The 24,625-nt window shown below is 60.9% G+C and carries 26 protein-coding genes; 6 read left to right on the forward strand and 20 right to left on the reverse strand.

The features are described from left to right. Positions 1-23: 23 nt before the first annotated feature. From QRN33_RS11320 to QRN33_RS11355, 8 genes are all read right to left on the reverse strand, one after another. Positions 24-278, reverse strand: a complete 255-nt coding sequence (locus QRN33_RS11320) for a YkgJ family cysteine cluster protein (protein WP_042610732.1) — start codon at positions 276-278, stop codon at positions 24-26. A 163-nt stretch (positions 279-441) separates the two neighbouring features. Next, the gene (locus QRN33_RS11325; protein ID WP_258638818.1) at positions 442-915 is read right to left on the reverse strand and encodes a translation initiation factor 2; all 474 of its coding nucleotides are present in this window, start codon (positions 913-915) and stop codon (positions 442-444) included. A gap of 78 nt (positions 916-993) precedes the next feature. After that, a complete protein-coding gene (locus QRN33_RS11330) occupies positions 994-2,433 on the reverse strand; it encodes an aminotransferase-like domain-containing protein (protein ID WP_024013893.1) in 1,440 nt (479 codons plus the stop codon). A 201-nt stretch (positions 2,434-2,634) separates the two neighbouring features. Beyond that, the gene (locus tag QRN33_RS11335; RefSeq protein WP_285408614.1) at positions 2,635-3,447 is read right to left on the reverse strand and encodes an OmpA family protein; all 813 of its coding nucleotides are present in this window, start codon (positions 3,445-3,447) and stop codon (positions 2,635-2,637) included. Further along, positions 3,444-3,806 (reverse strand): DUF4398 domain-containing protein, encoded by a 363-nt coding sequence (locus QRN33_RS11340; protein ID WP_172667940.1) that lies wholly within the window; start codon positions 3,804-3,806, stop codon positions 3,444-3,446. The genes QRN33_RS11335 and QRN33_RS11340 overlap by 4 nt, the downstream gene beginning before the upstream one ends. Before the next feature lie 9 nt (positions 3,807-3,815). After that, positions 3,816-4,637, reverse strand: coding sequence for a substrate-binding periplasmic protein (locus QRN33_RS11345; RefSeq protein WP_159245573.1), 822 nt, complete (start codon positions 4,635-4,637; stop codon positions 3,816-3,818). An 81-nt stretch (positions 4,638-4,718) separates the two neighbouring features. After that, complete coding sequence (locus QRN33_RS11350; RefSeq protein ID WP_042610727.1) at positions 4,719-5,648, reverse strand: electron transfer flavoprotein subunit alpha/FixB family protein; 930 nt, start codon at positions 5,646-5,648, stop codon at positions 4,719-4,721. Positions 5,649-5,650: 2 nt separating this feature from the next. Further along, positions 5,651-6,400 (reverse strand): electron transfer flavoprotein subunit beta/FixA family protein, encoded by a 750-nt coding sequence (locus tag QRN33_RS11355; protein ID WP_007908338.1) that lies wholly within the window; start codon positions 6,398-6,400, stop codon positions 5,651-5,653. Positions 6,401-6,950: 550 nt separating this feature from the next. Here QRN33_RS11355 and QRN33_RS11360 point away from each other — a divergent pair. After that, positions 6,951-8,615 (forward strand): electron transfer flavoprotein-ubiquinone oxidoreductase, encoded by a 1,665-nt coding sequence (locus QRN33_RS11360; RefSeq protein WP_064361479.1) that lies wholly within the window; start codon positions 6,951-6,953, stop codon positions 8,613-8,615. Between the two features lie 184 nt (positions 8,616-8,799). Here the strand turns inward: QRN33_RS11360 and QRN33_RS11365 are convergent, their stop codons facing one another. Continuing rightward, positions 8,800-9,690, reverse strand: coding sequence for an AraC family transcriptional regulator (locus QRN33_RS11365; RefSeq protein ID WP_016770956.1), 891 nt, complete (start codon positions 9,688-9,690; stop codon positions 8,800-8,802). 191 nt (positions 9,691-9,881) lie between these two features. Between QRN33_RS11365 and QRN33_RS11370 the strand changes: the two genes are divergently transcribed. Then, positions 9,882-10,934 carry an NAD(P)-dependent alcohol dehydrogenase gene (locus tag QRN33_RS11370; RefSeq protein WP_039760107.1) on the forward strand — a complete coding sequence of 351 codons (1,053 nt, stop codon included), beginning with the start codon at positions 9,882-9,884 and terminating at the stop codon, positions 10,932-10,934. An 11-nt stretch (positions 10,935-10,945) separates the two neighbouring features. Here QRN33_RS11370 and QRN33_RS11375 read toward each other — a convergent pair whose 3' ends face one another. The 6 genes from QRN33_RS11375 to QRN33_RS11400 form a co-directional block, all read right to left on the reverse strand. After that, positions 10,946-11,749, reverse strand: coding sequence for an IclR family transcriptional regulator (locus QRN33_RS11375; protein ID WP_042610724.1), 804 nt, complete (start codon positions 11,747-11,749; stop codon positions 10,946-10,948). A 62-nt stretch (positions 11,750-11,811) separates the two neighbouring features. Continuing rightward, positions 11,812-13,122 (reverse strand): MFS transporter, encoded by a 1,311-nt coding sequence (locus QRN33_RS11380; RefSeq protein ID WP_064361478.1) that lies wholly within the window; start codon positions 13,120-13,122, stop codon positions 11,812-11,814. A 171-nt stretch (positions 13,123-13,293) separates the two neighbouring features. Then, a complete protein-coding gene (gene dgoD / locus QRN33_RS11385) occupies positions 13,294-14,442 on the reverse strand; it encodes a galactonate dehydratase (RefSeq protein WP_016770960.1) in 1,149 nt (382 codons plus the stop codon). Between the two features lie 62 nt (positions 14,443-14,504). Then, positions 14,505-15,125, reverse strand: coding sequence for a 2-dehydro-3-deoxy-6-phosphogalactonate aldolase (locus QRN33_RS11390; RefSeq protein WP_285408624.1), 621 nt, complete (start codon positions 15,123-15,125; stop codon positions 14,505-14,507). Positions 15,126-15,144: 19 nt separating this feature from the next. Then, positions 15,145-16,134, reverse strand: coding sequence for a 2-dehydro-3-deoxygalactonokinase (locus QRN33_RS11395; RefSeq protein ID WP_285408625.1), 990 nt, complete (start codon positions 16,132-16,134; stop codon positions 15,145-15,147). Positions 16,135-16,307: 173 nt separating this feature from the next. Continuing rightward, positions 16,308-16,790 carry a GNAT family N-acetyltransferase gene (locus QRN33_RS11400; protein WP_042610720.1) on the reverse strand — a complete coding sequence of 161 codons (483 nt, stop codon included), beginning with the start codon at positions 16,788-16,790 and terminating at the stop codon, positions 16,308-16,310. A gap of 225 nt (positions 16,791-17,015) precedes the next feature. Here QRN33_RS11400 and QRN33_RS11405 point away from each other — a divergent pair, with 225 nt between their 5' ends. The 4 genes from QRN33_RS11405 (at position 17,016) to QRN33_RS11420 (ending at position 18,905) form a co-directional block, all read left to right on the forward strand. After that, on the forward strand, positions 17,016-17,669 hold the full coding sequence (locus QRN33_RS11405; RefSeq protein WP_065616835.1) for an HD domain-containing protein: 654 nt from the start codon (positions 17,016-17,018) through the stop codon (positions 17,667-17,669). A gap of 107 nt (positions 17,670-17,776) precedes the next feature. Then, on the forward strand, positions 17,777-18,121 hold the full coding sequence (locus tag QRN33_RS11410; RefSeq protein WP_042610718.1) for a hypothetical protein: 345 nt from the start codon (positions 17,777-17,779) through the stop codon (positions 18,119-18,121). 44 nt (positions 18,122-18,165) lie between these two features. Continuing rightward, entirely contained in the window at positions 18,166-18,420 is a 255-nt protein-coding gene (locus QRN33_RS11415; protein ID WP_041479421.1) for a hypothetical protein, read from the forward strand. 104 nt (positions 18,421-18,524) lie between these two features. After that, a complete protein-coding gene (locus QRN33_RS11420; protein WP_064361470.1) occupies positions 18,525-18,905 on the forward strand; it encodes a Rho termination factor N-terminal domain-containing protein in 381 nt (126 codons plus the stop codon). A 44-nt stretch (positions 18,906-18,949) separates the two neighbouring features. Here the strand turns inward: QRN33_RS11420 and QRN33_RS11425 are convergent, their stop codons facing one another. From QRN33_RS11425 to araH, 5 genes are all read right to left on the reverse strand, one after another. Then, positions 18,950-19,879, reverse strand: coding sequence for a PfkB family carbohydrate kinase (locus QRN33_RS11425; protein ID WP_285408631.1), 930 nt, complete (start codon positions 19,877-19,879; stop codon positions 18,950-18,952). Next, the gene (locus tag QRN33_RS11430; RefSeq protein ID WP_042610715.1) at positions 19,872-21,338 is read right to left on the reverse strand and encodes a purine-cytosine permease family protein; all 1,467 of its coding nucleotides are present in this window, start codon (positions 21,336-21,338) and stop codon (positions 19,872-19,874) included. The genes QRN33_RS11425 and QRN33_RS11430 overlap by 8 nt, the downstream gene beginning before the upstream one ends. A gap of 202 nt (positions 21,339-21,540) precedes the next feature. Beyond that, the gene (locus QRN33_RS11435) at positions 21,541-22,539 is read right to left on the reverse strand and encodes an ADP-ribosylglycohydrolase family protein (RefSeq protein ID WP_285408633.1); all 999 of its coding nucleotides are present in this window, start codon (positions 22,537-22,539) and stop codon (positions 21,541-21,543) included. Beyond that, positions 22,536-23,249, reverse strand: a complete 714-nt coding sequence (locus QRN33_RS11440) for a GntR family transcriptional regulator (protein ID WP_042610713.1) — start codon at positions 23,247-23,249, stop codon at positions 22,536-22,538. Before QRN33_RS11440 ends, QRN33_RS11435 begins: the two co-directional genes overlap by 4 nt. 404 nt (positions 23,250-23,653) lie before the next feature. After that, complete coding sequence (gene araH, locus QRN33_RS11445; RefSeq protein WP_039760239.1) at positions 23,654-24,622, reverse strand: L-arabinose ABC transporter permease AraH; 969 nt, start codon at positions 24,620-24,622, stop codon at positions 23,654-23,656. Positions 24,623-24,625 lie beyond the last annotated feature (3 nt).

A 24,625-nucleotide genomic window follows, 5' to 3' on the forward strand; every position in this document is an offset into this window, starting at 1 on the left:
TTGAAGTTCCGTTGGTGAACACATCACGCCGCCGTCATCTGCTCCCACCAGCCGATCAATCTGATCGCTTCTTCCGAGCTGCTGCCGCAGACCTCGACATCCGCAGCGAAACCCGAGCACACAGGCGGACGTTCCGGACGGCCGAAAATGCTGCACAGGTTATCGACAGACAGTTGCACGCAACGTTCGCCGGCGGGCTTGCCTTGGGGCATGCCGGGGATCGGTGAACTGATGGAGGGGGCAATGCAGCAAGCGCCACAGCCTTCGCGGCATTTCATGACCTACAGATCCTCGGGACGGGCGATGTGTAAAGAGACGGGGAACAGAGTAACCGCTAAAACGGCTGTTTCAAATTGCTGGAAGCGGGTTTTCAACGATAAGTAAAAGTGACCGGGCAGTCTCCGACGAAGCGTCTGGTCTGCGCATCACAGATGACCCGTTCTATTGTTTGAATTCAAAATCCAGCGCGGCGCCTTCCACATCGCGTCGCGCTTCATTGCGCAGTTGCAACTGCATTTCGTTGCTGAGCAAGCGGCCGTTGAGCTGGAAACCGGCGTCCTTCTCACCGAACATCTGCGGCAGGATCGCCTCGCGCTTGGGCAGCTCCACCGTGCCCTTGGGCTTCAACTCTTCAACCATATCCTTGGGCAGGCTGAGATCGAGTTTTGCCGGCGGCAATTTGGTCTTCGCCACTTCGCTGGCGGATTTCGATTTCGAGGCAACCGGGCGGCGCTTCTTCACTGTGGCGTTTTTTTTGGCCTGGGCTTTTTTTGCTGGAGCCGCGGTTTTCACGGTTTTGTTCGTCGTACTCGTCGCTGCCGGTTTTTCCTGGGCTGCGGCCGCCATGACACCCGGCGCCTGACCGATCATCAGCCAACCCAACAATACCCACGCGGCAGGAACAATGGCTTTCATGGACCCAACGAACTAACGGCAGAGGGCCACATGCTCGCCTGTTGTGCGTCACATGACAAGCATCACCTGCCCCCTCGTTCAGAAACCGCCAGCGGTTTCCTGACACAGTTGCGTCGCCAGCAGACCCAGCGTCATCAGTGCCCGTTCCGCCTCGCGATTCCACGGAATGCCGCAATTGAGGCGGATACAGTGGTTGAACTGCTCGGTGTTACTGAAGATCAGCCCCGGCGCGATGCTGATGCCTTGTTGCAGCGCGCGGACATGCAATTCCTGGGTGTTGACCCGTCCCGGCAAGCTCACCCAGAGGATGAAACCGCCGGTGGGCCGGGACATTTGCGTGCCCTCGGGGAAGTGCTGCTGCACCGCCAGCTGGAACGCGCTGAGGTTTTTTCGGTATTCCTGGCGGATGTACCGTAAATGCCGGTCATAACCGCCGTTTTCCAGATAGGCGGCGATCGCCATTTGCGTAACGCTGCACGCCGAATGGGTGCTGAAGGTTTGCAGTCGCTGGATTTCCTGCTGGTACTTGCCAGCGATCATCCAGCCGATGCGCACACCTGGCGACAAGGTTTTGGAGAAGCTCGAGCAGTAGATCACCCGATCCAGCCGGTCATAGGCTTTCAGCGCTTTGGTGCGGCCTTGCTCGAACATCAGTTCGCCATAGATATCGTCTTCGACAATCTGAATGTCGAAATCCGAGGCCAGCCGCAGCAACTGTTTCTGCCGCTCTTCCGGCATGGTTCCGCCGAGCGGATTACTCAATCGCGTGGTCAGCACCAGTGCCTTGATCGACCATTGGTTGGCGGCCAGTTGCAAGGCTTCCAGACTCATGCCGGTAGCGGGGTCGCTGGGAATTTCGATGACTTTCAGGCCAAGCAGATCGGCCAGTTGCAGCAGGCCGTAATAGGTCGGTGATTCCGCAGCGATCAGATCGCCCGGCCGGGTCAGCACGCGCAATGACATCTGCAGGGCATCGACACAGCCGTGAGTGATCACCACTTCCGACGGATCGACCACCACGCCGGCGTCACGCATGCGGATCGCGACCTGGCGGCGCAGCGGTTCGAAACCGGGGCTGAACATATAGCTGAACGCCCGCGGACTGTGGAATCGGGTGACCTTGGCGAGCTGCTGATGCAGTGCCCGCACCGGTAAATAATCGACACTCGGTACCGCAGCGCCCAGCGGAAACACGCCTTCACGTCGGGACTCAACCAATACCTGTTGGATGATGCTGCTGCGCGTGACCAGGCCCGGCCGCTCGACCCGAGCGATGTCCGGGGTCGGCGCGGTCAGCGCGGGGGTCTGGTGCACGTAATAACCCGATTGCGGACGCGCGCGGATCAGGCCCTGGTCTTCGAGGTTGGCATAGGCCTGCAACACCGTCGCGTGGCTGACATTGAGCTGCGAACTCATCTTGCGCACCGAAGGCACGCGCTCGCCGGGTTGATAGACACCACGGCGGATGTCCTCGGCCAGTTGCTGAGCAATACGTTGGTAGAGCAAGAGATTGGTCATGACGCAGCACTCGATTTCACGGGCGTTTTATTCTTGTGTGAAACAATACCGGAACAGTTTAGAAGTGTACTGGGACAGTTGCCAGATTACTCGACCGTACAGTGCGGTGTCTGCCCCATCTGTACGGTTTTGCGCGGCAATCGACAGACGTAAAAAAGCCCGGCACTGCATGACAGGCCGGGCTTCCCAGAGACGCAACCCTCAGCGGGCGGCGCCGAGCTGGCCTTTTTCGTCGGAGAAAACAATTTCCACCCGGCGGTTCTGTGCCCTGCCGCGCTCGGAAGCGTTGGCGTCGACCGGGAACTGGTCGCCGTACCCTTCGACCTGAATGCGTTTTTCATCGACACCCAGATCGACCAGCACGTCAGCCACCGATTGCGCGCGGTCGCGGGACAGTTTGAGGTTTTCCTGCTTGCCGCCCGTGCTGTCGGTATAGCCATCGATGCGCACCACGCGCTTGGGGTTCAGTTGCAGGAACTGAACGATCTTCAACACGACACGGTTGGCGGAGTTTTTCAGTTCCGCTTCGCCGGTGTCGAACAACACATCAGCGAGAGTCATCACCAGACCACGATCGGTCTGCGTGGTGGCCAGCGCCACGATCTGTTCCTCCAGCCACTTGCCTTGCTGCTGCACGCTGAGCAGTTTCGACTCGCGCAGGGCCAGTTGCAGACGCTGCCGCTCCAGTTCGAGCCTGGCCGCCTGCTCCTCGTTGAGTGCCTGGTTGGTGTGCTCGCGAGCGATTTCGCTGTAGCGCTGGCTCAGGTAGGCGTAATGCACAACGTCAGCACCGCTGCCCCAATAAGTCGACAGACGATCGGCGCGGGCCAGGGATTCGCCGGCGCGGATCACGTCTTTCGGCGCAATCCGCAGCACGTTGGAATCTTCCTTGACCTTCTGGAAATCAGCCCCGGCCTGTTGCAGCGCCGCCTCGCTGTGCTGGCCGGCGCAGCCGTAAAGGCTCGCGCACCCGGCGAGCAGCAGAATGCCAATAGCGTTGGATCTGAGGCTCATTGCGCTTCCCCCAGTTGCAGCTGCTTGCGCAGGCGGACAATGCGGGTATTGAGCACATTGAGTTGCTCTTCGCTTTTTTTCGTCAGCACCTTGGCTTCGGCCAGACGTGCATCCAGTTCGGCCTGCTCGGCACGCATGCGCGCATTGCGATAGGACTCGTCCGCCATGTTGCCTTTGGCGCGGTTGTACTTGGTTTCGGCCAGTTGCATTTCCGGCACTTCGTCAGCGGTGGCGCCGACTGCCTTGGCCTGCACGATGGCCTGTTCGGTCAAACGCATTTGTTCACTGGGTGCCGGATCGGTTGCGCACCCGGCCAGGGCCAGAACGGCCACAGCCGCGAAAAGAGGTCGAATACTCACTAAGAATCCCTACTGTTTTGGGGCACTGACAGGTTGTGGCGGCTGTTGCTGTTGCGCCTTCCAGCGCTCGATGTTGCGTTGCAGCGCGGCTTCCGTCAGTCCGGACGCGGGCAATTCTGTCATCTTTTTGGCGAGCTGTCCGCGCAACCACGGATCGTTGCAGGCCGAGTTATGGGAAACCGCGAGGAACAGCCCCGGACGATCAATGGGTTGCTCGAACGCCAACAGATCGCTGGTCATGCCTAATGTCTGCGCGGCGGCCAGGCCTGAGTAACGTCCGGCGAGGACATATTCCACCTCGCCCAACAGAAGTTTCTGTAGGGCCTGGGTAAGGTTGGCTGTCCGCGTCAGGGTCAGATTCTGTTCGGCGAAAGTGCCGAATGCCTGGGTCATCCGAGACTTTTCCGACACCGCGCCGGCATGGCCTTTCAGATCGACCGCCTCGGCATAGGTCAGCGTCGAGCCTTTGCGCGTCCACACCAGATAGTCGTTTTCCAGTAGTGGCGGATGAATGTAGTCGAGGTTTTCCAGCTCATTCACGGTCAGCGGCGCGTCGGCGAGCATGTCCATGCGCCCGCTGCGCACTTCGTCGAGCGCTTGCGAGCGTTTACCGGCATACAGCAGGTCGACTTTGATGCCGAGGTCCTTGGCCACTTGCTGCAACAGATCGGCACTGGCACCGATCAAGCGCTTGGGGTTTTGCGGGTCCTGCCACAGGTACGGCGGCGCATCCGGGCTACCGGTGACGACCAGGCGCTCGCACTTGCCAGCGGCCGTGGCCAAACCTGGCAACAGCATCAATCCCAACAACCATCCGCAGCGCAGATCCATGGCAAACCGCTCCCCACTCAAATCCGAGACAAAAAAAAGCCCGACCAACAGGCCGGGCTCTTTATAAGTGAAGCCGCCGGATTAGACCAGCTTCTCCAGCTCAGGTACTGCTTCGAACAGATCAGCCACCAGACCGTAATCGGCCACCTGGAAGATCGGCGCTTCTTCGTCCTTGTTGATCGCAACGATCACCTTGGAGTCTTTCATACCGGCCAGATGCTGGATCGCGCCGGAGATACCGACGGCGATGTACAGCTGCGGCGCAACGATCTTGCCGGTCTGACCGACCTGCATGTCGTTCGGTACGAAACCTGCGTCGACCGCAGCGCGGGAAGCGCCAACAGCTGCGCCGAGCTTGTCGGCCAGAGCGTACAGGTGTTTGAAGTTGTCGCCATTCTGCATGCCACGACCGCCGGAAACGACGATCTTTGCAGCGGTCAGCTCAGGACGATCGGACTTGGCCAGCTCTTCGCTGACGAAGCTCGACGTACCGGCGTCGTGGGCAGCGCCAACCGCTTCAACGGCAGCCGAACCACCTTCAGCGGCAACCGGGTCGAAACCGGTGGCACGCACGGTGATCACTTTGATCGCAGCAGTCGATTGCACGGTAGCGATGGCGTTACCGGCGTAGATCGGACGCTTGAAGGTGTCAGCGCTTTCCACCGAGATGATCTCGGAGATCTGGTCAACGTCCAGCGCAGCAGCAACGCGCGGCAGGATGTTTTTGCCGTTGGAGGTCGCGGCAGCCAGGATGTGGCTGTAGCCAGCGCCGAGTTCGGCTACCAGCGGCGCGATGTTTTCCGGCAACTGATGCGCGTAGGCGGCGTTGTCAGCGTTGAGGACTTTGCTCACGCCAGCGATTTTCGCCGCGGCTTCGGCCACCGGGCCAGCGCCCTGACCTGCCACCAGAACGTGGATGTCGCCGCCGATTTTGGCAGCGGCGGCCACGGTGTTCAGTGTGGCCGGGGCCAGCACTTTGTTGTCGTGTTCAGCGATTACCAAGATAGTCATTTTTAGATTACCTTCGCTTCGTTTTTCAGTTTCTCGACCAGTTCAGCCACCGACTTGACCTTGATGCCTGCGCTGCGTGCTGCCGGCGCTTCGACTTTCAGAGTCTTGTTGGTGGAGGCGGTGGAAACGCCCAAAGCGTCCGGAGTCAGCACTTCGAGAGGCTTCTTCTTGGCTTTCATGATGTTTGGCAGAGACGCATAGCGCGGCTCGTTCAAACGCAGATCGGTGGTGACGATGGCCGGCAGTTTCAGCGAAACGGTCTGCGCGCCGCCGTCGATCTCGCGGGTCACGGCAACGCTGTCGCCGGAGACTTCGACTTTCGAAGCGAACGTGCCCTGACCGTAGCCGCTCAGTGCAGCGAGCATCTGACCGGTCTGGTTGTTGTCGCTGTCGATCGCCTGTTTGCCCAGGATCACCAGCTGAGGCTGTTCCTTGTCGACGACGGCCTTGAGCAGCTTGGCCACGGCCAGCGAAGTCAGGTCTTCAGCGGATTCGACGAGGATGGCGCGGTCGGCACCCAGAGCCAGTGCGGTACGCAGCTGCTCCTGAGCGGTGGTCGGGCCGATCGAGACGACGACGATTTCAGTCGCAACGCCCTTCTCTTTCAGGCGAACGGCTTCTTCCACGGCGATTTCGCAGAATGGGTTCATCGACATCTTGACGTTGGCGAGGTCGACGCCGGAATTGTCCGCCTTGACGCGGACCTTGACGTTGTAATCCACAACGCGTTTGACAGCTACAAGAACCTTCATGGATTCCTCGTTACTCTCCGGTGAAAAGAAAGTCGCCTAGGCGAACCTGGCGGATGATGCTCATCGGGCGACAAGGGCACCTCTAAAAACGCCGGCTTGAATGTGAGGTGATTCACTTGGCGAAGGGTGATGACCGTTCGTCAGGGGTGACTGCCGGGTCATTCATTCCCACGCTGTGTAAACTGCGCGCCGGACTTGCGCTGCGCATCACCGTCTACTGCCTGTGCCCTGTCTTTAGAGGTGCTCTTGAAAACGCCAGTCTGCCTACGGCGAGCGCAAAACCGCCCGTATCTTGACCGGAACGCCCATTCTGGTCAATACGCCAAAATGCCCTGTCATAAGCCGCGCTTCTTTGATTTATCAGGGCTGGAGGCGATTCAAACAAACGTTTGTATTGGACGCTAGGAGTGGTGTAGATATAATGCGCCGCCTAGAGAGAAAGGTAGATTCGCCAATATTCCCTTTGACGTTAACGTAAAGGCAATACGGAAGCGACATCAAACCTCCAAATCAGAAAAAAAACTGTTGAGCCTTGAGTAGGAGATAGCCTGTGGAACGCGAATACATGGAATTCGACGTCGTCATCGTCGGTGCCGGCCCCGCTGGTCTGTCCGCCGCCTGCCGCTTGAAGCAGAAGGCCGCTGACGCCGGTAAGGAAATCAGCGTCTGCGTGGTCGAAAAAGGCTCCGAAGTCGGCGCGCACATCCTCTCCGGTGCGGTGTTCGAACCGCGCGCATTGAACGAACTGTTCCCGGACTGGAAAGCACTCGGCGCACCGCTGAACACGCCAGTCACGCGCGATGACATTTTCGTGCTGAAAAACGCCGACAGCGCGCAGAAGATCCCCGACTTCTTTGTGCCCAAGACCATGCACAACGAAGGCAACTACATTATCTCCCTCGGCAACCTGTGCCGCTGGCTGGCTCAACAGGCCGAAAACCTCGGTGTGGAAATCTACCCGGGCTTCGCCGCTCAGGAAGCGCTGATCGATGAAAACGGCGTGGTGCGCGGGATCATCACCGGTGATCTGGGCGTCGATCGCGAAGGCCATCCGAAAGAAGGCCTGTACACCCCGGGCATGGAATTGCGTGGCAAATACACGCTGTTCGCCGAAGGCTGCCGTGGCCACATCGGCAAGCAACTGATCAAGCGCTACAACCTCGACAGCGATGCCGACGTCCAGCATTACGGCATCGGTCTGAAAGAGATCTGGGAAATCGACCCGGCCAAGCATCAGCCAGGCCTGGTGGTGCACACCGCCGGCTGGCCGCTGGACATCATGGGCACCGAGAACACCGGCGGCTCGTTCCTCTATCACCTGGAAAACAATCAGGTGGTGGTCGGTCTGATCGTCGACCTGTCCTACAGCAACACTTACCTGTCGCCATTCGACGAATTCCAGCGCCTCAAGCATCACCCGGTGCTCAAGCAATACCTGGAAGGCGGCAAGCGCGTCAGCTACGGCGCCCGCGCCATCGCCAAGGGCGGCCTGAACTCGCTGCCGAAAATGGTCTTCAAGGGCGGCGCGCTGATCGGTTGCGACCTCGGCACCCTGAACTTCGCCAAGATCAAAGGCAGCCACACCGCGATGAAGTCCGGCATGCTCGCGGCTGAATCGGTGGCAGATGCGCTGTTCGCCGAGCAGGATTGCACCGTCGAACTGACGACTTACGTCGACGCGTTCAAGAACAGCTGGCTGCACGAAGAACTGTTCGCCAGCCGCAACTTCGGCGCGGCGATTCACAAGTACGGCGCGATCATCGGCGGCGGCTTCAACTGGCTGGACCAGAACATCTTCGGCGGCAAACTGCCGTTCACCCTGCGCGACACCAAGCCGGATTACGCCTGCCTCAAGCTCGCGGCCGACTGCAAGAAGATCGACTATCCGAAACCCGACGGCAAACTGAGTTTCGACAAACTCAGCTCGGTGTTCATCTCCGGTACCAACCACGAAGAAGAACAGCCGTGCCACTTGAAGCTGACCGACCCGAGCATCCCGATCAGCAAGAACCTGCCGCTGTACGACGAGCCGGCGCAGCGCTACTGCCCGGCCGGCGTATACGAAGTGATCACCAAGGAAGACGGCGAGAAGCGCTTCCAGATCAACGCCCAGAACTGCGTGCACTGCAAGACCTGTGACATCAAGGACCCTGCGCAGAACATCACCTGGGTGGCGCCGGAAGGTGCCGGCGGCCCGACTTATCCGAACATGTAAGTCGACGCGCTGAACAACAAGGCTCCCGAAATGGGGGCCTTTTTGTTGCCCAAAATTCCTCTGACACCACAACACAACTGTGGGAGCGAGCCTGCTCGCGAAAGCGGTGCTTCAGTCAGCATCATCGGCAACTGATACACCGCTATCGCGAGCAGGCTCACTCCTACAGGAGATTATCGTCGGCTCAGGCAGCGCGTTCATCGCCCGGGCTACGTTCGAAGTAGCGCTTGTACTCGCGGCTGAACTGCGACGTGCTCTGATACCCCACCCGATGCGCCACCTGTGCCACCCCCAGCCCTTCCGCCACCAGCAGCGTCTGCGCCTTCAACAAGCGCAAACGCTTCAGATACTGCACCGGCGACAACAACGTGCTGCGTTTGAAATGCTCGTGGAAGGTCGACACGCTCATGTTCGCGCAACCGGCGAGGGTCTCGACATTCAGCGGCTCGGTGTAGTGCGCATGCAGATGGCTGATCGAAGCCGCCACCCGGGCGAATTGCCCTTGTTGCTCGACCAGCGCGCGCAACACATCCGCTTGCGGCCCGCGCAGCGCGACGAACAATAATTCGCGGACCCGCGCCGGGCCGAGAATCTGGCATTCCAGCGGATCGTGCAGACAGCTGAGCAGGCGTTCGACGCAACCGCGCATGCCGTCATCGAGCACCACCGAGGTCATCGACTCCGGTGTCTGCGCCGGAATATGCCGCCCCGGCGCCAGCCCCATGGCCAGCACCAGTTCGCCGAGCAGTACGCGATCGATCGCCACCGAGACCCCAAGCAACGGCGCATCGGGCAAGGCAAAGGTTTCGCATTCGAACGGCACCGGCAGCGCCTGGATCAGGTAATGCCCGGCCCCGTATTCCATGGTGCGTGGGCCGAGAAACGCCAGTTTGCTGCCCTGGGCGATGATCATCAGGCTCGGCTCGTAAATATGCGGGCCACGGGCGACGTCGCAACTGGCGCGCAAAATCTGCACACCGGGCAGGCCGGTCTGGCTGTAGCCATCGCGCAGCGCCAGCGGTTCGATCAGCGAAACCAGGCGGGCATTGGCATCAAGATGACGGGTCAACTGCATCGAATAGATCTTCGTAAAAATTCAGGGAAAAGGGGATGAAAACATGATCGCAGATCTGCTGGCCAATACGACCGCCGCAACCCGCATCCCGGAGGATTAGGCATGAGACCCGGAGAAATCGTCATGGCCGCACCCGCGTCTGGCGCCCAGAATTCACCGCCTCACTTGTCACTGTTTTTGCGAGGTCACTCATGTACACCGCCATCGGCTATGCCGCCCAATCGGCCACCACTCCCCTCGCCCCGATGAAATTCGAACGCCGCAGCCCGCGCGCGGACGACGTGGCGATCGAAATCCTCTACTGCGGCGTCTGCCACTCCGACATCCATCAGGCGCGCAACGAATGGGGCATCGCCGTTTATCCGCTGATGCCCGGCCATGAGATCGTCGGAAAAGTCACCGCTGTCGGTGCGAATGTCACCCGTCACAAAGTAGGCGATCTGGTCGGCGTCGGCTGCATGGTCGACTCCTGCCGCAGCTGCGAAGCGTGCCAGGCGAACCTCGAGCAATATTGCCTCGAAGGCCCGACCATGACTTACGCCACCCCGGACCGGGTCGATGGCAGCAACACCATGGGCGGTTATTCGGACAGCATCGTGGTCAGCGAACACTTTGTCGTGCGCATCCCGGAACGCCTGGCGCTGGCCAGCGCCGCACCGATTCTCTGCGCCGGCATCACCACCTACTCGCCGCTCAAGCACTACGGCGTCAAGGCCGGTGACAAGGTCGGGATTCTCGGCATGGGTGGCCTCGGTCACATGGGCATCAAGTTCGCCAAAGCCATGGGCGCGGAAGTCACGCTGTTTACCCGCTCGGCAAGCAAGGCTGAAGAAGGTCGCCGTCAGGGTGCCGATCACGTCATTGTCTCCACCGACGCCGAACAGATGAAGGCCGCGGCCGGTTATTTCGACTTTCTGCTCGACACCATTCCGGTCCAGCACGACCTCAACCCGTACCTCGACACCTTGCGCTTCGATGGCGTGCACATTCTGGTCGGTCTGATCGAGCCGGTGAACCCGCCGGTCCACGCCGGCAAACTGGTGATGAGCCGTCGCGTACTGGCCGGCTCGCTGATCGGCGGTATCGCCGAAACCCAGGAGGTGCTGGATTTCTGCGCCGAGCACAACATCACCTGCGACATCGAAATGCTCGACATCCGCAATATCAACGAAGCCTACGCGCGGATGATTGCCGGTGACGTGAAGTACCGTTTCGTCATCGACATGGCGACGCTGAAGGCTTAAACCTTCACGGCTTACACCTTCAAGCCAAGCTCCGCCGACAGCCGGGTTGTGACCCCTTTGAGCAGGGGGATCAACTCGGCCATTTTTTCCAGCGGCATGTACGGCACGGTGCTGGCGATGCTGATCGCGGCAACAATGCCCTTGCTCGCATCGCGAATCGGCGCCGCCACGCAGCGGATCGACGGTTCGTTGTCTTCCAGATCGAACGCGTAGCCACCAGTGACGTATTCGCCCATGCGCTGCTCCAGCTGTTCCCACGACTGCTGGGGATGCTGCGGCCAGAACTGACTTTTGCCACCCGCCGGCAGGCTGATGTCGTACAGGCGCCGCCAGTCCTGCGGCGAGTCATCGAGCATCAATGCCTTGCCGATCCCGGTGCGCACCAGCGGCATGCGATGGCCGACCCGAGAGCGCATTTCCGGGCCGTTGCGCCCAGGATTCTTCAGCAGATACAACACCTCGTCGCCTTCGCGAATGCCCAGATGCACGGTATCGCCGGTCAGCGCCGACAACTCGTCCAGATACGGCCCGGCCAGGGTCACCAGCGGCAACTCTTCGCGGGCCTGAAAGCCCAGTTCGATCAGCTTCGGCCCAAGCAGATAACCGATTTGCGGCACCACGCGCAGATAACGCTCGTCGACCAGGCAACTGGCCAGCCGATGGGTGGTGCTGCGCGTGGTGCCGATCAGCCGGGCGATCTCCTTGAGATCACGTGCGCCGCTGGCCACCGCTTGGACTACACCGAGGCCGCGCAGCAGCGTCTGGGTGCCGGTGGGCGCGGCGTCCTTGGTTTTTTCCGGGGCGTCTTCCTGCATATCCAGCCTTTTTACCGTTGAGCGAAGGAACGGGCGGCATTATGGTCGCCCGACGCAGAGCACTACAACTCGATACGCTCGACCTTGCCCACCAGCAGCACGTAGGACAAGGCACCGACCAGCGCGAGCACGGCGATGTAGGTAATCGCCGGCGCGAACGAATCGCCGCTGGCGAGGAAGCCGATCACGATTGGCGTCGCGATCGCCGAGAGGTTGCCGATGAAGTTGAACACGCCGCCGGTCAAGCCGAGCAACCGCGCCGGCGCCAGCGTCGACACCAGCGACCAGGTGATCGACGCCAGACCGTTGCCGAAAAATGCCAGGGCGAGGAAGGCGATCACCAGCGGCGTCGACTCGACGAAGTTGGCGCCGATGATCGATGTCGAAATCAGCAGCCCGCCAATGATCGGCAACTTGCGCGCGAAGCCCACGGTGTAGCCACGGCGAATGAGGAAGTCGGAAAAGAATCCCGAACACAACACTCCCACGAACGCGGCGAGAAACGGCAGCGACGCGAGCAGGCCGGACTTGATGAAGTCCATGCCGCGATATTTCACCAGGTAGGTCGGGAACCAGGTGAGGAAAAACCACAGGGTCGAGTTCAGGCAGAACTGGCCGAGGTAGATGCCCCACAACTTGCGTTTGCTGAGGACGATGCCCAGATCGGTCCAGCTGAATCTGGCTTTGACCTTGGCCGCGTCAGCCTGGATATCGACCAGCCCGCCACCCTCGCGGATCAGATCGATTTCCGCCTCATTGGCGCCTTTGAAATCGCGCGGCTCGCGATACACCGCGTACCAGATCAGCGCCCACAGAATACCCACGGCGCCGGTGGCGACGAACACCATGTGCCAGCCGAATTCATGTTGCAGCCACGCCAGCACTGGCGTCAGGAAGGCCAGGCCGACGAACTGCCCGGAGGTGTAGAAACCGATCGCCGTGGCGCGTTCGCGCTCGGGAAACCAGGTGGTGACCACGCGGCTGTTGATCGGATAGGCCGGCGCTTCCAGTGCACCGACGGCCATGCGCAGCACGAACAGTGCGATGAAGCTGCTGACGAAACCGAGCATCACCGTGGCCACCGACCACAGCAGCAGCGCGACGCTATAAAGGATCCGAGGCGGCACGCGATCGACCAGCCAGCCGCCGGGGATCTGCATCGCGGCATAAGTCCAGCCGAAAGCGGAGAAGATCAGCCCGACGTGTACCGGATCAATGCCCAGCTCACTGGTCAGCGCCGGTGCGGCAATCGACAGGTTACTGCGGTCGAGGTAGTTGATGACCACGGTGATGAACAGCAACACCATGATGAAAAACCGCTTGCGGCTGGGCGTGACTAAAGACGCCTGCCCGGAGAGGGTGTGCGTTTGCATGAGGAGAGCCTCTTTTTATGTTTATTGAGGTCGGCCTGAGGCCTTGCACAAATCCCTGTAGGAGTGAGCCTGCTCGCGATCGCGTTCTGTCAGTCACAAACATTCCGGATGTAAAACCGAATCGCGAGCAGGCTCACTCCTACATTGGGATTGTGGTGTTTCGCAGACGACTTACCACTCGGCAAAGCTGCCATCGGCATGGCGCCAGATCGGGTTGCGCCAGCGGTGGCCGACGGCGGCGCGTTCGATCACGTATTCCTCGTTGATCTCGATGCCCAGCCCCGGGCCGTTCGGAATTTTCACGAAACCCTGATCGTAGTCGAACACCCGCGGATCCTTCACATAGTCGAGCAAATCGTTGCTCTCGTTGTAATGGATGCCCAGGCTCTGCTCCTGGATAAACGCGTTGTAACAAGCCGCGTCGAGTTGCAAACACGCCGCCAGCGCAATCGGCCCCAGCGGGCAATGCAGCGCCAACGCGACGTCGTAGGCTTCGGCCATGTTGGCGATCTTGCGGGTTTCGGTGATGCCGCCGGCGTGGGACGCGTCCGGCTGGATGATGTCGACGTAGCCTTCGCTCAACACCCGTTTGAAATCCCAGCGCGAGAACAGCCGCTCGCCGAGGGCAATCGGTGTGCTGGTCAGCGGCGCCAGTTCTTTCAGCGCTTCGTAGTTTTCGCTGAGTACCGGCTCTTCGATGAACATCAGTTTGTAAGGGTCGAGTTCCTTCATCAGCACCTTGGCCATCGGCTTGTGCACGCGGCCATGGAAGTCGACGCCGATGCCGACGTTCGGCCCGACCGCGTCACGCACGGCGGCAACGTTGGCCAAGGCGAGATCGACTTTTTCGAACGTGTCGAGGAACTGCAGCTCTTCGGTGCCGTTCATTTTCACCGCAGTGAAACCACGGCTCACCGCCTCTTTCGCCGCACGCGCGGTGTCAGCCGGGCGGTCGCCGCCGATCCACGAGTAGACACGGATCTTGTCGCGCACCTGGCCACCGAGCAGGTCGCTGACCGAGACGCCGAGGGCCTTGCCCTTGATGTCCCACAGGGCCTGGTCGATACCGGCCAGCGCACTCATGTGGATCGCGCCGCCGCGGTAGAAGCCGCCGCGATAGAGCACGGTCCAGATGTCTTCGATGTTGCGTGGGTCTTTACCGATCAGGTAGTCGGACAATTCTTCCACCGCAGCGGCGACCGTGTGCGCGCGCCCTTCGACCACAGGCTCGCCCCAACCGGTCACGCCCTCGTCGGTTTCGACCTTGAGGAAGCACCAGCGCGGCGGAACGATGAAGGTCGTGAGTTTGGTGATTTTCATCTCTGCTCTCTTTTGTAAATGCAGCTTTTATTAGATGCAGCGCACACAGCGCCAAAAAGTCTTTAACGCAGGGCTTTCCAGGCAGCCACGTAGGCCTTGGCATTGACCGCCACCTGCTCGGGCGTCATGCCCGGTTTGAACAGGCCGGAACCGAGGCCGAAACCTTTCACGCCAGCGTCGATAAAGGCCTGCATGTTGTCCGGGGTAATGCCGCCGACCGGCGCCAGCACCGTGCCGGCCGGCAACACCGCAAGCCAGGCTTTGACGACTGCCGGCCCCATCTGCTCGGCCGGGAACAGCTTGAGAATGTCCGCACCCTCGGCCAGCGCGGCGAAGGCTTCGGTCGGCGTCGCCACGCCCGGCGACAGGTACAGCCCCGCCGCTTTCGCCGCGCGCAACACCTTGGCATCGCTGTGGGGCATAACGATCACTTGTCCGCCAGCAGCTTTGACCTGCTCGGCCTGCTCGGGGGTGAGCACCGTGCCGGCACCGATCAGGCAATCGGCGGGCAGCGCATCACGCAGAATGCGGATACTGTCGTACGGCGATGGGGAATTGAGCGGTACTTCGATGACGCGAAATCCGGCGGAATAAAGGACTTCTCCGACAGCCGCCGCTTCCTGCGGTTGCAGGCCACGCAGAATCGCGATCAGACCGTTTTGTGCCAGTGCTTGCTTGAGCATGTCAGGCCTCCAGTCAGGGTTAACGGGATGAGGAATCGATCAGCCCGGCGGCACGCGCCAGTTGCCACAGGCCACGCTCGGTCGCCTGCTCGGCCAGCGTCACCCGAGCAAAGCCGCAGGCGTCGAGGGCACGGCGATAACGCGTGCACAGTTGCGCATTGCCGATGAGCACGATCGATGGAAGATTCGCTTGATTGCGCCGGCGCCGCTGCACATTGGCGAGCGCGGCCAACTCGTGGCCGATCATCAGACCGGACAGATAATCCGCCTGAGCAGTCGGGATCAGTTCACCAGTGAGGCCGAGGGTACGGGCGCTGAACAGGGTCGAGAGCACACCGAGCTCGGCATCCGCCGACAGCGTGATCTGCACGCCACGGTCAAATGCCTGTGCGTCGAAAGTCAGGCTCGGCTGTTGGGTACGGCCAAGAATGCTGTGTTCGCTGAGTACGGCGAAGACTTCGCCAGTCATGAATGTGTCGAAATGCGTGATGCGGCCATCGACCACTTCCACCCATTTCGAGTGGCTGCCGGGCAGGCCGATCAACAGATCGTTACCCGCCTCGGCCGGCAGACTTTGCAGCACGCCGAGGACTTGGGTTTCTTCGCCGCGCATCACATTCGGCAGACGCGAACGCTGGATCACGCCCGGGACGATATGCACTGGCGTGCCGCGAAGACTGATAACGGTCTGTAGGGAGTTTCCGAGATGGGCGACGTCCGCCGGCGTCTCGCAGTAAGCCGCTTCGCGCCAGCCTTGGGCACTGCCGACCATACCGCAAGCGATCACCGGCAGATCCGGCTGCGCGTCGAGCCAGTCACCGCAGGCTTCGTCGAAGGCCAGTTCAAAACCATCGGCGCATTCACGACCGTGGATGATTCGCGGAGTCTTGGGCAACTGCATGATCCCGGACGACAGCGCACGCTGCTCCAGCACCACACCGTCCGCCGCGAGTTTGTAAGCACGTAATGAGGTTGTCCCCCAATCGAGCGCGATCAATTGCGCCTGCATCGCTTCACCTGTTTTGTTTTTGGCAGTGAGTGCGACGGACTATAAACCCGGGCGAGCTAAAATCTCAATATATAAATATCAATCCCATATTTTGGGATGAAAGCAAAAAAAGATCGCAGCAGTTCCTGCAGAGTGAGCAGAAGCTGCCGAAGGCTGCGATTTACTTAAGAAATTCAGTTTCCTTCGGCGAACTCGCGCAACACCTTGCCATCCATGCGATACCGCACCCACTCCTCCTGCGGTTGCGCGCCGAGGGATTTGTAGAATTCGATGGCCGGGGTGTTCCACTCCAGCACACTCCATTCGAAGCGGCCGCAGTCGTTGGCGCAGGCGATTTTCGCCAGGTGGCGCAGCAGGGTTTTACCGGCGCCGCCGCCGCGTTGTTCGGGGGTGATGTAGAGGTCTTCGAGGTACAGGCAGTTGCTGCCCAGCCAGGTCGAGTAACTGAAGAAGAACACCGCGAAACCGATCGGCAAGCCGTCGCGCAGGCAGATCAGGCCGTGGGCGGTGGCGCCGTCGCCGAACAGGCTGCGTTCGATGTCGGCGACGCTGGCGATGACTTCGTGACGGGCCTTCTCGAAATCTGCCAGTTCGGTGATGAAGGCGAGGATTTGCGGCGCATCGCTGGGGGTCGCCGGGCGGATTTCGATCGTCATGGACGGGCCTTGTGTGCAAATTAAAGCGCCATACTAAGGCGCGCAGCGGCGCTCGTCACATGGCAAAACATCCTGACCTGCCCAATTTGATGAACACTGCTGCCCCTGTGGGAGCGAGCCTGCTCGCGAAAACGTCCTTCCAGTCAGCCTCGAGTCAACTGACATAATGTCTTCGCGAGCAGGCTCGCTCCCACAGTTGATACCGCACATTCTGAAAGGATGCTTATGACCGTTAACTGTTTTGCGCCGATGGAAACACTGGCATCAGCGCTGATTCGGCACGCACTGGAACCCTCGGACGACGGCGCCCACGACCTCGCCCACCTGCAACGGGTCTGGCACAACGCACGCACCTTGCATGAAACCGAAGGCGGCGATCTCGAGGTGCTGCTTGCGGCTGTGCTGCTGCACGATTGCGTAGCGGTCGAGAAAAACTCAGCTCTGCGCTCGCAGGCTTCACGTCTTGCCGCGGACAAGGCTTCATCGGTGCTGCAGGAAAAAAACTGGCCCCGCGAGAAAATCAGCAACGTCGCCCACGCCATCGAAGCCCACAGTTTTTCCGCCAACATCACCCCACTGACACTCGAAGCGAAAATCGTCCAGGACGCCGATCGCCTCGACTCGCTGGGCATGCTCGGCGTTGCTCGAACCTTCTACGTAGCCGGGCGCATGGGCTCGGCACTCTACGATCCGCAAGATCCCGAAGCGCATGAACGCGAATACGACGACAGACGTTTTTGCCTCGATCATTTCCAGACCAAACTGCTGCATCTGGCCGACGGCTTTCAGACCGCGACCGGCCAGCGTCTGGCACAGATTCGTCATCACCGCCTGAAGGCTTTCATGGAGCAGTTCAAGGAAGAGATCGGCATCGCCTGAACAGCAAAGACGTACCTGGGTGAAGACCGTTCGTCGATCATCAGGCACCAATCCGACACCAGGGCTGACCAACCAAGTGTATGGATTCCAATCACTGGAGAAGCCCTATGATCTCGTCAAGGTTGACCGCTCTTGTCTTCAGCGCCCTGCTCTGCCCCGCGGTGTTCGCCGCCTCGTCCACGGCAGCAGGCACTGGCCCTACCGATCCGACCCCGCCACGTGCGCCCGCCATCAACAGTGCCCCCGGAGTGAACACCGATGGCTCCGGTGTGCCGCTGATCAATCAGCCACCAGCCACCGGTACCGATCCGCGCACTCAGGGCAGCGATCCTGGACGTCAGGGCGGCATGAACACGCCAGACTCCCCGGCCGCCACGCCTGACAATGCCGGCCCGGGTGTCGGCTCGAAAACCACCACCGGTGGCTCCGGTTCCGAAGGTGCCGGTCAGTAGTTCGCCGACGCGAGCGCCCTATTCACTCCCATGAAGAGGTAACCATGAACGTCGACAAAGACCTGGAAAAAGAAGTCCTCACCCGTCTGCTCCACGCGCATCCCAATGGTCTGGGCAAGGAGGTGCTGGACAATTATCGGGGCGAGAAAGTCGTGGCCAGCGCCCTCGCCGCCCTGCAGGATCGCGGGCTGATTCACCACGGTCATGTGACATGCAGTGAAGCGGGCGAACACTCGCTGAACCTGCCGATCAAGCTCAGTTCAGCCGGGGTTGAAGCGGCGAAGAAACTCGATAGCTGACGCTGGATGGGGCTGCGGACTTTCGACTTCGGACGTGTGATTCGTCTCGAGAGATTCGCAGCCCTCGGCGCAACGCACCACATCCTGACGCAAGGAGAAATCCCATGCCTCGTGGAAGCAAAGACAAATACACCACAGAACAGAAGCGCAAAGCCGAGCACATCGAAGACAGCTACGAGAAAAAGGGCGTGTCAAAAGATGAAGCCGAGGCGCGCGCTTGGGCGACGGTGAATAAACAATCCGGCGGCGGTGAAAAGTCCGGCGGCTCAGGGCGCAAAAAGCCTGCGAGCGCCAAGTCGCAAGAACGCAAAGAGTCATCGCGCCGCGCGGTGGCCAGTCGCAAGGGGCATTCGCGTAACAGCGAAACTTCGAAGGACACCCAGACTGTCGACAGCCTGATGAAGGAAGCCCGGGCGAAGAATATTCCGGGGCGCTCGTCGATGCGCAAGCAGGAGTTGATCGAGGCGTTACGCAAAGCGGGCTAGAACGCCCCCACTGTAGGAGCGAGCCTGCTCGCGATGGCCATTTATCAGTCGCCACAGGACTCGCGGATAAACTCATCAACCTCAGCCGCCCCCGGCGATGTCGCCGGCCCCCAGCGCGTCACCGCCAGCGCTGCCGCAGCATTCGCCCGCCGCGCCGCTTCCAGTGCATCCAATCCCTGCGCCAATCCGGCAACAAACACCCCGGCATGGGCATCGCCGGCGCCATTACTGTCCAGCGCTTTCACAGCAAATCCCGGCACCTGACGACGCTCGCCACGCTGTTGAATCCAGCAACCCTGCGGCCCGTCGCGCACCACCATCAGCACATCTCCAGGCAAAAATTTCGCCAGACGATCCATTGCCACGCCAATCTCATCAGCGCCGGTAAAGCGCAGCGCCTCGACACTGTTGCTGGTCCACACATCGATGCGCGGCAGCAACGCTTGCATCATCGGCGCATCCGGCGATTCCACCAGCGGTCCCGGGTCGAACACCACATTGACCGATCCCGGCAGCGCCAGTGTCCAGTCGAGCAACGCCTGCGCCTTGCCCTCGTGTAGCAGGCTGTAACCACTCAGATAAACGTAATCGCCGGCCTCGGCCGGCACGCTGTTCAAATCCTCCTCGGTCACCTCGCCTTCGGCGCCGATGTAGGAAATGAAACTGCGTTCGGCCGAGGCATCGGTCAGCGCCACACACAACCCGGTGTCGCGCTCGGCCGGTTCGCGGATGCCAATGCAGATACCTTCCGCCTGCATCGCTTGGCGTGCCAGATCGCCGAAGCGCCCGCTACCATGGCGACCGAGATAGGCCACCGGCAAGCCGTTACGCACCGCCGCCGCCATCACGTTGAAACCGCCACCGGCTTCGAATCCCGCCGACTGCGCCAGTACGTCGCCGCCAATCTGCGGCAATTTATCCACGGCCATGACCAGGTCGATGATGACCTGGCCGGTGTGCAACATCTTAGGCATGAGCATTCTCGGGTTGCGCGGCGCGGCGATCTTTCGCGCCGCCGAGTATCAGGTAAAGGCCACCGGCGACGACGAAGGTCACGATCCAGCCGAGGCCGTTGTGGCCCAGCCAGGAGTCGGACAGAAAGCCCTTGAACCAGACGTTTTCCGCCGTGGTGCCGATGGTGGTGAAGCTGAAGCCGAGCACGATGGCAATCGCCCAGGCGCCGAACGCGCGCCACTCGATGCCGCCGCGATACCAGTAGGCGCTGCTCGGGCTGACGTCGAGCAGGTCTTTGGGGCTGTAGTAGTGACGGTGAATCAGGTCGACCACGAAGATCCCCACCCACGCAGTGATCGGCACCGCCAGCAGGGAAATGAAGGTGATGAACGGGCCGTAGAAACTGTCGGCGATCAGCATGAAGTAGATCGAGCCGGCGAAGATCGCGACGATGTCGACCACCACCGCGTAGACGCGTTTGACCTTGAGGCCCAGCGTCAGCGTGGTCAGGCCGGCCGAGTACACCGACAGGTTGTTCGACAGCAGCAGGCCGCCGAACGCGGTGATCAGGTACGGCACGGCCATCCAGGTGGGCAGCATGTCGCGGATCGCCACGATCGGGTCAGTCGCCGAAGCCAGGTCATTGTTGCCCACCGAGAGCAAGCCGCCGAGGGTGATCAGCAGCACCAGCGGAATGCCCGCGCCGAATGCCGCCGACGCCACCAGACGCACAGCCTTGACGCTGCGGTGCTGATAGCGCGACATGTCGGCGCCGGCGTTGGCCCAGCCGATGCCGGTGCCGGCAGCCATGGTGCCGATACCGATGATCATCGCGCTCAGCGGCGCCGGCGTGGCGTTAAACACCGCACTCCAGTCGATGGTCGCGCAGAGGAAGCCGCCGACGAGAATGTTCAGCGCACCGAACACGTAGGTCGCCCACTTCTGGATCACCAGCAGTGTCGCGTGGCCGAGCCCGGACACCGCCAACGTCAGCAGGACGAAGATGGCGATAAAGATCAGCGTCAGTACCGGCGCACTCTTCGCCTCGACCGGCGAGCCGAACAGGATCGAACACAGCGACAGCAGTACGAACGCCGCGGTGGTGGTGTTGACGGTTTCCCAACCCAGACGCGACATCAGCGAAACCAGTGTCGGGCCGATGTTGCCGCGTACGCCGAAGATCGCCCGCGACAGCGTCAGGCTCGGCGCGCGGCCACGACGTCCGGCAATCGAAATGATGCCGACCACCGCAAACGAACCGGCGGCACCGAGGATCGCGACGATGATCGCCTGCCAGATCGCCAGCCCGCGAAACGCCACCAGCGTGGCGCCCAGCGGCAGGCCGAGAATGGAAATATTGGCGGCAAACCAGACCCAGAACAGCTGCAGCGGATGACCGTTGCACTCGGCTTCCGGCACCGGCTCGATGCCGCGGGTTTCCAGTTGCCCGACGCTTTGCCCGGCGGTTGATGAACTCATGAAGATGCTCCTGTTTGCCTTTTTTGTGGTTGTGGCAATGATGCAAAACGACAAGACAACCGGCCTTCCGAGGCCTGTCTGTGCGATCCATTGCTGTGTGAATTCTTTAGAAATGCGCCGCCCCTTTCGCGAGCAGGCTCGCTCCCACAAGGAAATGCATTCCAATTGTGGGAGCGAGCCTGCTCGCGAAGAGGCCAGCCAGTCAACGCAAGGCCAAAAGCCCATGCACCAATGGCTCGAGCTCGAGTTGATTAACCGCTTTCACCGTCTCGATCATCTGTACCGGCCAGCACTCAAGCCCCAGGCAAGCCCCGAGCATGGCACCGAGAATCGCCGCAATGGTATCGGTGTCGCCACCCAGGCTGGCGGCCATGCACACCGCATCAAAAGCGCTCATCTCGCCAATGGCCACTTGTTGCGCCAGCGCGAATGAAACCACCACCGACTCCTGCGACGCCACCGATGTACCGATCACGTCATAGAGCAGATCGGCGAGCAATGTTTTGTCACTGTCGACACTGATGCTGCGCGCCCAACTGATCCGTGAGGCGATGCGCCCACCGGCGACCCAGTGCCCGTGGACTTCGGCTTGCTGGGCAATCTGCTGGCCGAGGTTCAGCGCCTCGCCCAGATCGACGCCATTGATCCCGGCCGAGACCACCGCCGCCACCGCCGCCGCGCTGGAAATCCCCAACGTGGTGTTGTGGGTCACCTGACAGGCTTGCACCACCGCCGCAATGAAACGCTGCGGATCGGCCACGTTCGCAGCTATTCCCACCGGGGTGATGCGCATCGCCGCGCCGTTGGTAGTGCCGTAGCGCCCGGCTTCTTCCGGGGAATGCCCGGCGAGGATCATTTCAATGGCGCGTTTGGTCGACGGGCCGAGCAAGTCCTGCGAGCCTTTGGCCTGCATCTGTGCTTCCCATTCGATCAAGCGTTGGGCAAGCACGGCGGGTTCGATGCGGCCCTGACCTTCGACCAGCAACTCGCCGACCAGAATCGCCTGTTCGGTGTCATCGGTGATTGAGCCCTTGGGCATGTTCGCAGCGATCGGTTGCAAGGGACCGGCATCCTGCAGATCGGTGATCTGGCCGAAGCGCGCCTTGATCGTTTCACGATCGAGCGACTGCGTCGGCATGCCCAGCGCATCACCCAGGGCCAGACCGTAGAAAGCGCCAAGCGCACGGTTGAGCGCGGTCATTTCGATTCTCCAAATTGCAGGTGCAGACGAAAGTGCACTGGATCGAGCAGGCTTTCGACCTGCTCCATGAAACGGTTCTGTCGGTCGTAGGTGGTGCGCAGCGCCTTGAGGAACACCGTGCCGGCCGGGCGACCGAGCAACTCGGCGTCTTCGGCACTCAGCGGCTCGGCGCCGATCCACTGATCGCCGCGTTCGCCGATGTAGCCGTAGGCGGCCAGGGTGATGGTCAGAGAATTGTCGATCAGACCGACACGCGGCAGGCTTTCCAGGCCGCCGTTGGCCGGCATCAATGCACGTTCCAGAGACACCAGCGTACCGTCGGTGGCGCGCCGGCGACGGTCGAGGGTGATGAATTGATCGGTGCCGAAACGCACCAGCAGATCAGGTCGGGTTACGGCTTCGAGGCGCAACACTTCGGTGTTGATCAGCGCCCCGCTGTCGGCCAGCGCCTGCGCCCAGCCGCTGCGCTGATCCAGCGCGACACCGTCGAAGGTCACGATCGAACCGACCCCACTTTGCGTGGCGATGTACTTGCGCCGCTTCAGCTCGGCCAGCGCCTCACGCAAGGTGCCACGGCTGACCTGGAATTCTTGAGCCAACTGATGTTCGCCGGGCAACAGAAAGCCGTCCTCCATGAGGCCGCTTTCGATGCGTCGGACGAGCTCGTCGACCACCCTTTGTTTCTTGTCGAATCGTACCTGTCTAATCATGTACAAATTGATAACCGAAACGGGTGCGGGCGAGCAAGGAAAATCTCGGGGAAGAGACAGAAGGTTGAAAGTCAAAAGCACCCTCACCCTAGCCCTCTCCCGGAGGGAGAGGGGACTGAATGGGGGATGCTCAAGAGGTATGCCGACCTGAAAGTGCTTCGCCGAATCCATAATCGACGAGAGCTTTCAGGTCGACGGATTACGCAAGACACCTCGGTCGGCCCCCTCTCCCTCTCCCGGAGGGAAAGGGAGAGGGAGAGGGATGCTCAGGAGATACGCCGACCTGATATTGCTTTAGCGAATCCACAATCGACCCAACCTTCCAGGTCGATGTAGACCGCAAGACACCTCGGTCGGCCCCCTTTCCCTCCGGGAGAGGGCTGGGGTGAGGGTAGTTCTTGACGTTAGCGTTGTTTCAGGCGGTCAATGACCACGGCCAGCAACAGGATCGAACCCCGAATCACATACTGATAAAACGTATCGATGTTCTTCAGGTTCATCGCGTTCTCGATGATCGCCAGAATCAACACCCCGGCAATCACATGGCGGATCATGCCGATGCCGCCGCTCAGCGAAACCCCGCCCAGCACGCAAGCCGAGATCACCGTCAGTTCAAAACCCTGACCAATCATTGGCTGCCCGGAAGTCATCCGCGAGGCCAGGATCACCCCCGCCAGCGCGCCGATCACACCGTGCACGGCGAAGATGATGATCTTGGTGCGGTCGACGTTGACGCCCGCCAACAGTGCCGCTTCCTGGTTGCCACCGATGGCCATGGTGTTGCGCCCATAGGTGGTGTAATTCAGCAGCCAGCCGAAAAACAGGAAGCAGACAATGGTGATCAGGATCGGCACCGGCACGCCGAACAACTGGCCGTTACCGAAGACGAAGAAGGATTCCTGCGAGACGCCGACCGCTTTGCCGTTGGCAAAGATATAAGCCAGACCGCGAACGATCTGCATGGTCGCCAGCGTCGTGATCAACGCATTGACGCGCAACTTGGCAATCACGATGCCGTTGATCAGCCCGACGATCAGGCCCATCACCAGCGCCGCACTGACCCCGAGAAACACGCTGTTGGTGTCACGCATCACCACTGCCGCGACCACGCCGGCACAGGCAATCACCGAACCAACCGAGAGGTCGAAGTGTCCCGACGCCAGGCAGTAAAGCATGGTGCACGCGGCGATGCCGGTGGTGGAAATCGCCAGGCCCAGACCGCGCATGTTCAGCGGCGAGAGGAAGTTGTCGATCAGCAGCGTGCAGGCGACAAAGATGCCGATCGCCGCCAGCAGCATGACCCAGTCATCAAGGAAGCGCCGCAGGTCCAGCGGTTTGCGCTCGGTCGGCAGGGTTTCGTTTTGGGTAGTCATCAT

Origin of the sequence: Pseudomonas sp. FR229a (assembly GCF_030209115.1) — a bacterium.
GTDB classification, from domain to species: domain Bacteria; phylum Pseudomonadota; class Gammaproteobacteria; order Pseudomonadales; family Pseudomonadaceae; genus Aquipseudomonas; species Aquipseudomonas moraviensis_A.